Below are 11,529 nucleotides of genomic sequence, written 5' to 3' on the forward strand. Positions count from 1 at the left end.
TCGAGCTAAGAAACCATCCTATCGGCTAGCGGCCGGCATCCCGGTCTCACGTGCCATGACGCACGTAACTATTGATACGTCGACGACGTCGGCGTGACGGCTAGCGTTATCCCGGCTCCGCTGCGTAGTGTGGACTCGTGCGTGACCACCTGCCACCGGGTTTGCCACCGGACCCGTTCGCCGACGACCCGTGCGACCCTTCGGCCGCCCTCGACGCGCTCGAGCCGGGCCAGCCGCTGGACCCGCAGGAGCGGACCGCGGTCGAGGCTGATCTCGCCGATCTGGCGGTATACGAGGCGCTTCTGGCGCACAGGGGCATCCGCGGACTGGTCGTGTGCTGCGACGAATGCCAGCAGGACCACTATCACGACTGGGACATGCTGCGCGCCAACCTGCTGCAACTGCTGGTCGACGGCACGGTGCGCCCGCACGAGCCCGCCTACGATCCCGAACCCGACGCCTATGTGACGTGGGATTACTGCCGCGGCTACGCCGATGCCTCGCTCAACGAGGCGACGTCGGAATCCGACGGCTATCGCTGACTAGCTCGGTTCCTCGACCGCATCCGGGACGGTCACCGTCGTAGCGGCCGTTCTCGGCGCGGGCGCCTGCACAGTCGATTGCTGTGACGTCGGCGCGGCCGTCGGTACCTCATCCTCCTGCTGCTCGACCACGGAAGTGCTCGGAGTCGGCAGCGGTGTATCCGCCGTCGGCGTCGGCCGTGGCGTGGCCGACGGGGTCGGCTGCGCCGTCGGTGTCGGCAGCGCCGTCGGCGAGTTCGGAGCCGACGTCGGCTGCGGCGTGGCACTCACTGTCGGCGGCGGAGTGCCGGGCACCGACGTGGGTAACGGTGCGCCCGGCGCAGCCGTCGTCGAAGGCGACGGGGATGGCGAGGGCCTCCCGGATGGCGACGTCGACGGTGTCGTCGGCGCGGACGCCGAGGGAGTGGTCGGGCTGGTCGGCGCGGACGTCTCGGAGGTGCTGGTCGGCTCAGAGGTGCCCGGCGGCACAGTCGTCTCCGACGAGGTCGCGCCGTCGCTCGGAATCACCACGACCTCGGGGAAGGTCGGCGGCGGCGCATTCGGCGGCAGGGTCGCCGCGGGGTCCTGGGCCTCGACCTTGACCGTCAGCTCCTGCCACTGCGTGACCAACTCTTCTTTGCGCACGGTGTCGTTCACCGTCGCCACGGTCGTGGTCAACGTCTCGAGCTTGTCCTGGGCGGCTTGCCACTGACCGTCGTCGATCAGCTGCTGCACCTCGGCCATCTGCGTCTGCGCGGCCAGGACGACTGCGTCGTCGCGGGTGTCCTGTTGCTCGCCGAAGAGCATGGTGCGCAGGCCGTACAGCGAGTCACCCGGTCCGGAGCCTGCGACCACCGCGCCGAAGCCGCCGATGCACAACACCGCCGCCGCGGCCGACCCGACGACCGCCAGCGACGTCCGCGTACGCCGTCGCGTTGCCGCGGCCCGGTCGAGCGCCAGCACCGCGTCGCGCGGTGTGACCGTCGCGGTCAGAGGTGCGTTGCGGACCTCGTCGCGCCAGCCCTCCAGCAGCTGAGCCAGTTCCGCTTCACTGGGATCGGTCGAGTACACCGGCTGCGCGGTGGCCAGCGCATCGAGGAACCGATCGGTGCGGTTGATCTCGTTGAGCGAGGGATCTCCCCCGTTGGAAGTCCAGCGTCCGAAGTCAGGCATAGTCACGCCCCGTCGCGACGATCTCGGACTTCAGTCGCGCCAGCGCACGGTGCTGGGCGACGCGGACCGCGCCCGGCGTGCTGCCGACCGCCTCTGCGGTCTCCTCGGCGCTCATCCCGACGACGATGCGCAGGATGAGGATCTCGCGCTGCTTCTCGGGAAGCACCGCCAGGAGCTTCTTCATGCGTGCCGACGCCTCGGCATCGAGCGCCATCTGCTCGGGTCCGGCGTCCAGCGAGTATCGCTCCGGCACGACATCGGTCGGGTCGGATCGATTCCTGGCTGCTGCGCGATGCGCGTCAGCAACCTTGTGGGCGGCAATGCCGTACACGAAGGCCAGGAACGGTCGTCCCTGATCCTTGTAACGCGGCAGCGCCGTGATGGCGGCCAAGCAAACCTCCTGCGCAACGTCGTCGGCTGAGAGGCCACTGCGCTCTGTCGCCCCTACCCTCGCCCGGCAGTACCGAACGACGATCGGACGAATGGTCTCCAGTACCTCCCGGAGCGCGTCTCGGTTCCCTGCCACGGCCTCAGCAACGACAGCATCGAGACGTTCTCCCGAAAATGTCATCGTGGGCGATCTCTCCAACGTTACGAACAGGACCGGATCCGGTAGGCCGGTCAGCTAAACAATAACTTTCACTTCCGTGTGGACCCGGTTACCGCACCGACCACACGCCGCCCCGCCGACGCACTGTATCGGCACACCGGTCGCGGATCGCCACCATGTCGAGTGCCGGATGCGCGCCGCTGCCGATGTCGGCCAGCAAGCAGGCCAACGCCCATTGCAGCGGAACCATTCCGAAGCGCTGCGTTTCGTCGAGCGCCGCGTCGGCCACCGACCGGGCGGCGGCCAGGTCACCCGCGCTGCACCAGGCGGCGGCGAGCACGACCGAGGACTTCACCTCGTGGCGTACCGAGCCGAAGGCAGCGGCGTCGTCGACGGCGCGTTCGGCGTGACCCACGGCCGCCTGGCCGCGGCCCTGCGCCATGGCCAATTCGGCCGACACCCACCCCAGTCGAACCCGCAGTCTCGGCGGCGCCGGATCAGACATCAGGTCGGCAGCACGGGCCAGCGCGTGCGCCGACGCCTCGAACCGGCCGACTCCCAGCGCGTCGGCGGCCAGACCGATCAAGGCATCGGCAGCCGCCTCGGTATCCGATCCGGCAAGCGCCAACGCCCGACCATCCCATCGCCGCGCCCGGGCGTGCCAGCCGAGCTGACGCAGGAACGACGCCTCAGTGCTGTGGGCCAATGATCGTTCGGGTCCTGCGGCCAAGAAGAGCTTGGCCAGTTCGACACGCGCGCTGGCATAGCGGCCCTGTCCGCCCGCCGCGACGGCGCGCAACCACAATTCGCGCGCGGTGGCGCCGGCGGGCAACGGCCAGCGGCCCGGATCGTCGCCGAATGCAGCTGCGGCCAGAACGGTCTCTGCGGACATCGAGTCGCGACCGTATCAATTGCGGCGACGCGCTGGTTAACAATTGGTGCTCGCAATGTTACTTCCGTGTAAGCGGGCGAAGTTTGCCCGTGAACGGCTAATTGACGCGAACTGGAGAAATGGGTCCCGCGGTCCACCGCGATCGGTCCGTTTAGCACCGTTCTCGTTGTCTGTGCGTCGCAATGATGAACGTGAAGTAAATTCTCGGCCTGCGCTTATGTCAATAAGACATGTGCGAGCTATTGACGAGATTTCGTGAGCGCCCATACTTTGTCTGCACGAGTGGTCATCGGCGACTTGAGCTCGAATCGGTTTTGAACTCACTCATCCGTTCGTTTCCGAAATGGATGTGCAGAGAGGGGTTTCCAATGCCACAACCGCAGCAACTGCCCGGACCAAATGCTGACATTTGGGACTGGCAGATGGCCGGGCTCTGTCGAGGCGAAGATTCCTCCATGTTCTTTCATCCCGACGGGGAGCGCGGCCGCGCCCGCGCGCAACGCGAGATGCGCGCCAAGGCGATGTGCCGTAAGTGCCCGGTGATCGCTCAGTGCCGCGCACACGCCCTCGCCGTCGGTGAGCCCTACGGCATCTGGGGCGGGCTGTCCGAGTCGGAGCGCGAACTGTTGCTGAAGCGCGGTATCCGACGCGCCTCCTGACCGCCGCGGGTGCCCTACCCGCGGTCGGCAAGCGTGTGCAGCACCGAATCGGTTGTCGCCCAGTCCATGCACTTGTCGGTCACCGACTGCCCGTAGGTCAGGGGACGGGCTTCGGGGGCCTGCGCACCGGCGACGAGGAAACTCTCGAGCATCACCCCGCTGACCGGTAAGCCGTCGCGCACCAGCTGCGCGACGTCCGCGGCGACCTGGGCCTGGCGGACGTGATCTTTTCCGGAATTGGCGTGGCTGCAGTCGATTACGACGCGGCCGGGCAACCCGGCCGCGGTCAGCTTGGCCGCGGTCGTCCGGATGGCTTCGGCGTCGCAGTTCGGCCCGTTGGTGCCACCTCGCAGGATGACGTGGCAATCCTCGTTGCCCGCGGTATTGACCAACGCACCGCGCCCGAGATCATCCATGCCGAAGAAGACGTGCGGTGCGGCGGCGGCCTTGACCCCGTCGACGGCGACCTGGATGTTGCCGTCGGTGCCGTTCTTGAAGCCGACGGGCATCGACAACCCGGATGCCAGTTGTCGGTGCACCTGGGATTCGGTGGTCCTGGCGCCGATCGCACCCCACGCGACGGCGTCGGCGATGTACTGCGGACTGGTCGGCTCGAGGAACTCACACCCGACCGGCAGGCCGATGTCGACGATGTCGAGCAGCAGGTGACGGGCGATGCGCAGACCGCGGGCGACGTCGAAGGTGCCGTCCATGCCGGGATCGTTGATCAGGCCCTTCCAGCCGATCGTGGTGCGCGGCTTCTCGAAGTACACCCGCATCACGACCTTGAGGCGGTCGCTGAGCTTGTCGGCCACCTTGGCCAGCCGGCTGGCGTAGTCGAGTGCCGCTGACGGGTCGTGCACCGAGCACGGTCCTACGACAACCAGCAGCCGGTCGTCGCGGCCAGCGAGGATGTCGGCGATCTCCTCCCGGTCGCGCACCACCCGCTCGGCGCGCCGGGCTCCCAGCGGGAACTCGGTGAGCACCTCGTGCGGGCTGGGGATCTCGCTGAAACCGCGGACCCGCCGGTCCGAGGTGGCGGGCGGGGTGGCGGTCTGCGCCAGATTCATGTTCGGGTGCCTTTCTGGAGAGATTGTGGGCGCCCGGTGAAAGCCCGGGGCCCTTGAATGACGAAAGGCAGCGACCTGGTGGTCACTGCCTGGGCTCCGGGTGGATGCGTCGCTTAGCGCTGCGCCTTATCGGCTCCGCCCGGAGCCTCGATAAAGCGCCAATAGCCGGCGCGCGTCACGATGTTCACGCCGACCAGGATATACGGAGGGCGAAGGTGGGCCAAATTCGATGCTGCTCGAATCCGCGCGTTGTTAGCGGCGGGGCAGCCACGAACCGTCGCGCATCACTGTATGAACACCTAGATTGTTATCCAGCACAACACAATTGGCGTCTCTGCCGGCGCGTAGGCTGCCGACATGGTCGAGCTTCAACGCACTGGCGGGGGTGGTCGCCGTCATCCGCACCGCGTTGGCCAGCGCCTCGTCCGAGCCGCCGAGTTGGCCGACCACGGTCCGGAAAAGCTGATCCATGGTCGCCGTGCTGCCGGCGATGGTCGGCCTCCCGCGCACGCGGGCGACGCGCTCGGTGACCTCCACCTCGACTGCGCCGATCCGAAACGAGCCGTCCGGCAGTCCGGCCGCCGCCATCGCGTCGGTGATCAACGCGACCCGTCGAGGCCCGGCCGCCTCGATGATCTGCCGCACGAGCGCGGGATGGAGATGTACGCCGTCGGCGATGAGCTCGAGAGTGATTCGCGGGTCTTCTAACAGCGCCAACGCCGGCCCCGGGTCGCGGTGGTGTAGCGGCCGCATCGCGTTGAACACATGGGTGCCGACGGTCGCGCCCGATTGGATCGCACGCTTGGCGTCGTCGTAACTGGCATCTGTATGGCCGACGGCGACGACCACACCGGCGTCCGCGATGCGGGTAATGGCGTCCAAACTGCCCGGCAGTTCCGGCGCCAGCGTGACCATCCGGATAGTGCCGTCTGCGGCGTCAAGCAGAGCATCGATCTCGGCGGGGTCGGGGTTCCGCATCAGCGTCGAGTCGTGGGCACCGCATCGCACCGCGCTCAGCCAGGGGCCTTCCAGGTGCACGCCGGCGACGGTTTTCTGTCGAGTCACCTCGGTGAGCACCCGGACTTGGCGCAGAAGGTCGTCGGGTGAGCCGGTAACCAGGCTGGCCACCGTCGTGGTGGTGCCGTGGCGCAGGTGGAACTCGGCGGCCTGTTCGATCTCTGAGCTGACGCCGTCGGTGTAGGACGCACCGCCGCCGCCGTGCACGTGCATGTCGACGAACCCGGGCACCACGACGTGATCCGGGAAGTCGTGGTCGGGCGGTCGAGGCGCCGGGCCCGGTGCGCAATCGATGATTCGACCGGCTGCTGTAGCCAACCAACCCGGTTTGCAGACCCGGTCTTCCAAGACCATGGTCCCCGCGGCGATGAGCGTCACTTCAACATGCCGGCATCCTCGGGCGCCTCGCCGGCTTCATCGGGCCAGCGCCCGCCGTTCTCCCAGAAATGCCGGATCTCCTCGAGCGGGCGCCCCTTGGTTTCCGGCGCGAATCGATAGACGAACACGAGGGCTGCCAGCGCGAAAACGCCGAACAGCGCAAACGTTCCGCCACCACCCAGCGAATTGAGCATCGTCAGGAAGAAGGCGGCGATGATGGCATTGGCCACTAAATCGGAGGTGAGCATCGCACTCGAACCCGTCGACCGGAGCCGGGTAGGAAAGCTTTCACCGGCGTATACCCAGACCAACGCGCCGAAGCCGAAGGTGAACCCGATCGTGAACAACAGCACGCCGAGGAACCCGACCGCGGTGAGCGCACCACCGAACTCCGTGCCCGCAACAAAAACGCCGATCAGCATGGCGTTAGCGGCGACCATCATCGCGATGCCGCCCAGCAGTATCGGTCGTCGACCTACCCGGTCGACCAGCATGAGCGAGACGAACACCGCTACTAGGGCGGCGACCTGGATCAGCGCTGGAAGTATCAGCAGCGCGAAGTACCCTTCGAAGCCCATGGCCTCGAACAGTCTCGGGCTGTAGTAGACGATCGCGTTGATGCCGGTGATCTGGATGAAGAAACCGAGCACCACGACGAAAACCGTGGCGCGAAGGTAGGGCCGCCGGAGCATCTCGCGCACCGCGCCGCCGGTTTCCTCCTTGAGCGCGCGCCTGATTTCGGCGAGTTCGGCCTCGACGTCGGCGCTCGGCTCGACCCGGCGCAAGGTTTGCCGGGCCTCCTCGACCCGGCCCTTGAGCATGTACCACCGCGCAGTGTCCGGCATCCACAGCAGTAGCAACGTCACGAGCACTGCCGGTATCGCGGCCAGGCCGAGCATCCACCGCCAACTGCCCGAGCTGGCCAGGAAGTACGCGACCAGGTAACCGATGATGATGCCGACGACCGTGGCCACCTGGTAGGCGACCAACAGCGAACCGCGGACCTTCGCCGGTGCTGACTCGGCGACGAACACCGGCACGACCACCACCGACACACCGATGGTGAGGCCAAGCAGAAAACGCGACAGCAGCAGCATGGGCACCGACACCGACAACGCGCTGAGAAGCGCGAAGGCCGCGTACGCGACGGCGACGAGCACCATCGACTTCTTGCGCCCGATCGCGTTGGCGAGCATCCCGCCGCCGACCGCCCCGGCGATCTGGCCGATGACTATCGCCGTGGTTACCAATTCCTGCTGCCGAGTGGTCAAGCCGAACTCGTCGGTGATGAACAGAAGCGCACCGGCGATGTTGGAAAGGTCGTAGCCGTAGATGACACCGACACTGGCCGCCGCGATGGCTACCAGCAGTCCCAGTCGCGGGGATCGCCGGATAGCAGTGTTGCCCACGTTGATCCTCTCGCCGGTGGAGAAAAATTCTAAGGAAACGGCTGGACCGGCAACGGCAGGCGCGCCGCCTTTCCCTTCGACGCCCGACCCAACGTCGAGCATGCATTGGTTGCGAAGAATCAACGAATTTGTCGCAGTGGCCGCACGCTCGACGACTTGAAACATGTCTCTACAGGTGCTAGAGGTGAGCCACCTCAACCGAGACGATTCATGGTTGAGTCGAGCCCGAATACCTGCGTCCTGGCGGACTTCCCTTTCAACGCGTGTGCGCCGCGGTCGAGGAGCCCAAAAGGTCGACGATCTAGGCCGTCGACGGTCTGGCTGGTGAGAAGTATCGGATCGCCGGTGGTCTTCGTGAGCTGTTCGACGCGGGCCGCGACGTTGACAGTGTCGCCGATCAGGGTGAACTCCAGTTTGCTGCCCCCGCCAATGGTCCCGGCGATCACCACTCCGGTATTGATCCCGATACCGATGCGCAGATCGCCCGCGAATCGGTCGGTGACCAGACGGTGAATCAACACAGCCGCGGTCACCGCGGCGTCAGCATGATTCGCGAGATCGTTCGGAGCGCCGAACACTGCCAGTGCGCCGTCGCCAAGGAACTTGTTCACGTGCCCACCGGCGTCGACCACCGCGGGTACCACGATCTCGAACAGCGCATTGAGTCGGGCGACGATGTCCTCTGCGGGACTCGCCTCAGCGAATGGTGTGAAGTCGCGGATGTCGACGAACATCACCGTCACCTCGCGCCGCTCACCGGTGAACACATCGTCACCCTGCTCGAGCAACCGCGCCGCCAGCGACGGATCGACGTAGGTACCGAAAGCAGACTGAAGTCGTTGCCGCTCGGCCAAACCCGCCTGCATCCGATTGAACGACGCCGCCAATGCACCGAGATCATCGTCCTGTACCACGGGAAGGCGCTGGCCGTAGTCACCGGCGGCAACACGTTTTGTTCCCTCGGCGAGGTCACGAATGGGACGGAGGGAGGGGACAAAGACAGCGCCGACAGTGGCGGGCGCTGCAGACAAGAGCGTGAATGCACCCGCGATGAGGAAGGCGAGAACCGGCGCCTCCTGAACGTGATCGACAGCGGCTGACACCAACGCACCGCCCACGGTGAACGCGAACATAGCAGCAATCATCGAGATGCTCGACCACGCGGCGAAACTCGGACGGGTCCTCGGCAGGGCATCCCCAATCTCGCTTGCGCCGGCGAGGTGAAGTCTTGCCGGTCTCATCGCAGCTTCAGCGAAACTGTGCACCCCAATCAGTGCGATCGCGATACCGATTGTGGCCCCCAGAATCGAATACTGGACGAGCCTCGACCCGTCAGCCCCCGCGATCACACCGACAAAAGCCGCGAGGAGGGCGACTATAAGCGCACCGCTAACTACTGCACGGGCGACTGCTTCTCGGCCCCAGGTGTAGGTGGCTCGCAAAACCTCTGCGCGCTCGGTTGTTTTGCCAGCTGCCCACCGTTCCATGAGCCGAATATGTCCAACCCCGGGAAGTACCCATACGTATACGAGTGCCAGCACCGCCATCACCGTCACGATTGCCGCCTCGACGTGTTTATCGCTGCCTTCCAACGAAACGATGCAGAACGATAAAACGAGGTTGGTCGGCAGCAACACCGTGAAGCTGATCGTCAAGAAGGCCCATGAATACCGCGGCCCGTACCGATCCCATGCCCACTGAAAAATGCGGTCCATGGCAAAACAAAACACCCCCGGCCTGGTGACCGGGGGTGTTTCGTATTACTGCTCAGTGATGGTGGTGACCGTGGCCGTGGCCGTGGCCGTCGTCCTCCGGCTCCTCGGGCTTGTCGACCACCGCGGTCTCGGTCGTCAGCACCATGCGGGCCACCGAGGCAGCGTTGAGCACCGCCGAACGCGTGACCTTGACCGGGTCGACGACGCCGTCGGCCGCCAGATCACCGAAGGTGAGTGTCGCGGCGTTGAAGCCTTGTCCCGCAGGCAGATCCGCGACCTTGTTTACCACGACCGCGCCGTCCAGCCCGGCATTGGTGGCGATCCAGTACAGCGGGGAACCGAGGGCGCGCGCGAACAACTCGACACCGAGACGCTCGTCGCCGGACAGGCTGTCACGCAGCTTCTCCAGCGCGCCGCGCGTCTGGAGCAGCGCCGCACCGCCACCGGCGATGACACCCTCTTCGACAGCGGCCTTGGCCGCCGCGACCGCATCCTCGACGGCTTCCTTACGCTTCTTCAGGTCGGTCTCGGTCGCCGCACCCACCTGGATGACGGCAACGCCGCCGGCCAGCTTGGCCAGCCGCTCCTCGAGCTTCTCGCGATCCCAGTCGGAATCGGAGGCCTCGATCTCGGAGCGCAGCTGCGCTTTTCGCGCCTCGATGGCCTCCTTGGTGCCGCCACCTTCGACGATCGTGGTGCTGTCCTTGTCCACCACGACGCGCCGAGCGGTGCCCAGCACCTCGAGACCCACCTCGCGCAGTACCAGGCCGACGTCCGGGTTGACGACCTGGCCGCCGGTGACGATGGCGAGGTCGTCGAGGAACGCCTTGCGGCGGTCGCCGAAGAACGGCGCCTTGACCGCAACGGCCTTCAAGGTCTTGCGGATGGCATTGACCACCAGCGTCGAGAGCGGCTCACCCTCAACGTCTTCGGCGACGATCAGCAGCGGCTTACCCGCCTCGGCGACCTTCTCCAGCAGCGGAAGCAGGTCGGGCAGCGAGCTGATCTTCTCCCGGTGCAACAGCACCAGCGCGTCCTCGAGCACCGCCTCCTGGGCGTCGAAGTCGGTGACGAAGTACGCCGAAAGGTAGCCCTTGTCGAAGCCGACGCCGTCGGTCATCTCCAGGTAGGTCTCCAGCGTGGAGGATTCCTCGACGGACACGACGCCGTCGGCGCCGACCTTCGTCATCGCCTCACCGACCAGCTCGCCAACCGTCTCGTCACGAGACGAGACCGTCGCGACCTGGGCGATGGCGTTCTTCTCCGAGACCGGCGTCGCCGCGGCCAGCAAGGCCTCCGACACGGCGTCGGCGGCCTTGGCGATGCCCGCGCCGAGCGCGATCGGGTTGGCGCCGGCGGCGACGTTGCGCAGCCCGCCCTTGACCAGGGCCTGCGCCAGCACAGTCGCGGTGGTGGTGCCGTCGCCGGTGACGTCGTTGGTCTTGGTGGCGACCGACTTGAGCAGCTGGGCCCCGAGGTTTTCGAACGGGTCCTCCAGGTCGATCTCACGGGCGATCGTCACACCGTCGTTGGTGATGGTCGGCCCGCCCCACGACTTGGCCAACACCACGTTCCTGCCGCGCGGCCCAAGGGTCACCCGCACCGCGTCGGCCAGCTTGTCCACGCCGGCTTCCATTGCGCGGCGCGCAGTTTCGTTGAACTCAATCTGCTTACTCATAGGTGTCTTTCTTTGAGTCGCAATTCGCTATAGACGCATGCCGCCCCGGAAATCACCCGTGAGACGGGGATTCCCGGGGCGGAACACGGGTGCTTACTTGTTGACGACGGCCAGCACGTCGCGTGCCGAGAGGATCAGGTACTCCTCGCCGTTGTACTTGATCTCGGTGCCGCCGTACTTGCTGTAGATGACGGTGTCGCCCTCGGAGACGTCCAGCGGGATGCGCTTCTCGCCGTCCTCGTCCCAGCGGCCGGGGCCAACTGCGACGACGGTGCCTTCCTGCGGCTTTTCCTTGGCGGTGTCGGGAATGACCAGACCGGATGCGGTCGTGGTCTCGGCCTCGTTGGCCTGAACGAGGATCTTGTCCTCGAGTGGCTTGATGTTCACGCTCGCCACGATGGAGCCCTCCACTAGTTCGGGTGTCGATCCGGGTATCCGGATCTCTCAGTTACCAGGTGTTCGGCATG

11 protein-coding genes are annotated in these 11,529 nt (G+C 66.2%); 2 read left to right on the forward strand and 9 right to left on the reverse strand.

The genetic code is table 11. The features are described from left to right. The first annotated feature begins 137 nt into the window (after positions 1 to 137). Positions 138 to 542: a DUF5319 domain-containing protein gene (locus tag AU192_RS03200; protein ID WP_064345682.1), complete on the forward strand. Its 405-nt coding sequence runs from the start codon at positions 138 to 140 to the stop codon at positions 540 to 542. Here the strand turns inward: AU192_RS03200 and AU192_RS03205 are convergent, their stop codons facing one another. The 3 genes from AU192_RS03205 to AU192_RS03215 all read right to left on the reverse strand — a co-directional run bounded on the left by AU192_RS03205 (position 543) and on the right by AU192_RS03215 (position 3,136). Further along, a complete protein-coding gene (locus AU192_RS03205; protein ID WP_064394283.1) occupies positions 543 to 1,694 on the reverse strand; it encodes an anti-sigma-D factor RsdA in 1,152 nt (383 codons plus the stop codon). It abuts the gene before it with no gap. Further along, the gene (locus tag AU192_RS03210; protein ID WP_064394284.1) at positions 1,687 to 2,265 is read right to left on the reverse strand and encodes a sigma-70 family RNA polymerase sigma factor; all 579 of its coding nucleotides are present in this window, start codon (positions 2,263 to 2,265) and stop codon (positions 1,687 to 1,689) included. The genes AU192_RS03205 and AU192_RS03210 overlap by 8 nt, the downstream gene beginning before the upstream one ends. Positions 2,266 to 2,353: 88 nt before the next feature. Then, positions 2,354 to 3,136 carry a hypothetical protein gene (locus tag AU192_RS03215; protein ID WP_064394285.1) on the reverse strand — a complete coding sequence of 261 codons (783 nt, stop codon included), beginning with the start codon at positions 3,134 to 3,136 and terminating at the stop codon, positions 2,354 to 2,356. Positions 3,137 to 3,504: 368 nt separating this feature from the next. Here AU192_RS03215 and AU192_RS03220 point away from each other — a divergent pair, with 368 nt between their 5' ends. After that, positions 3,505 to 3,795 (forward strand): WhiB family transcriptional regulator, encoded by a 291-nt coding sequence (locus AU192_RS03220; protein ID WP_064394286.1) that lies wholly within the window; start codon positions 3,505 to 3,507, stop codon positions 3,793 to 3,795. A gap of 14 nt (positions 3,796 to 3,809) precedes the next feature. On the opposite strand, the gene AU192_RS03225 is transcribed toward AU192_RS03220, so the two are convergent. The 6 genes from AU192_RS03225 to groES all read right to left on the reverse strand — a co-directional run bounded on the left by AU192_RS03225 (position 3,810) and on the right by groES (position 11,458). After that, a complete protein-coding gene (locus AU192_RS03225; protein WP_064394287.1) occupies positions 3,810 to 4,865 on the reverse strand; it encodes a 3-deoxy-7-phosphoheptulonate synthase in 1,056 nt (351 codons plus the stop codon). A 252-nt stretch (positions 4,866 to 5,117) separates the two neighbouring features. Beyond that, the gene (gene nagA / locus AU192_RS03230; RefSeq protein WP_064394288.1) at positions 5,118 to 6,260 is read right to left on the reverse strand and encodes an N-acetylglucosamine-6-phosphate deacetylase; all 1,143 of its coding nucleotides are present in this window, start codon (positions 6,258 to 6,260) and stop codon (positions 5,118 to 5,120) included. Beyond that, positions 6,257 to 7,654: a sugar porter family MFS transporter gene (locus tag AU192_RS03235; RefSeq protein WP_064394327.1), complete on the reverse strand. Its 1,398-nt coding sequence runs from the start codon at positions 7,652 to 7,654 to the stop codon at positions 6,257 to 6,259. Before AU192_RS03235 ends, nagA begins: the two co-directional genes overlap by 4 nt. A gap of 209 nt (positions 7,655 to 7,863) precedes the next feature. Beyond that, positions 7,864 to 9,384 (reverse strand): adenylate/guanylate cyclase domain-containing protein, encoded by a 1,521-nt coding sequence (locus AU192_RS03240; RefSeq protein WP_064394289.1) that lies wholly within the window; start codon positions 9,382 to 9,384, stop codon positions 7,864 to 7,866. Positions 9,385 to 9,436: 52 nt separating this feature from the next. Then, positions 9,437 to 11,062, reverse strand: a complete 1,626-nt coding sequence (groL, locus tag AU192_RS03245; protein WP_064394290.1) for a chaperonin GroEL — start codon at positions 11,060 to 11,062, stop codon at positions 9,437 to 9,439. A 93-nt stretch (positions 11,063 to 11,155) separates the two neighbouring features. Beyond that, positions 11,156 to 11,458, reverse strand: coding sequence for a co-chaperone GroES (gene groES / locus AU192_RS03250; protein WP_046754122.1), 303 nt, complete (start codon positions 11,456 to 11,458; stop codon positions 11,156 to 11,158). Positions 11,459 to 11,529: the final 71 nt, after the last annotated feature.

Origin of the sequence: Mycobacterium lehmannii, from assembly GCF_001499925.1 — a bacterium.
In the GTDB taxonomy this organism is placed as follows: Bacteria; Actinomycetota; Actinomycetes; order Mycobacteriales; family Mycobacteriaceae; genus Mycobacterium; species Mycobacterium lehmannii.

Bases quoted from the DNA above. Each gene is read 5' to 3' on its own strand.
- AU192_RS03210 (WP_064394284.1), bottom strand. From the start codon at position 2,265: ATGACATTTTCGGGAGAACGTCTCGATGCTGTCGTTGCTGAGGCCGTG.
- AU192_RS03215 (WP_064394285.1), bottom strand. From the start codon at position 3,136: ATGTCCGCAGAGACCGTTCTGGCCGCAGCTGCATTCGGCGACGATCCG.
- AU192_RS03225 (WP_064394287.1), bottom strand. From the start codon at position 4,865: ATGAATCTGGCGCAGACCGCCACCCCGCCCGCCACCTCGGACCGGCGG.
- AU192_RS03220 (WP_064394286.1), top strand. From the start codon at position 3,505: ATGCCACAACCGCAGCAACTGCCCGGACCAAATGCTGACATTTGGGAC.
- AU192_RS03205 (WP_064394283.1), bottom strand. From the start codon at position 1,694: ATGCCTGACTTCGGACGCTGGACTTCCAACGGGGGAGATCCCTCGCTC.
- AU192_RS03240 (WP_064394289.1), bottom strand. From the start codon at position 9,384: ATGGACCGCATTTTTCAGTGGGCATGGGATCGGTACGGGCCGCGGTAT.
- groL (WP_064394290.1), bottom strand. From the start codon at position 11,062: ATGAGTAAGCAGATTGAGTTCAACGAAACTGCGCGCCGCGCAATGGAA.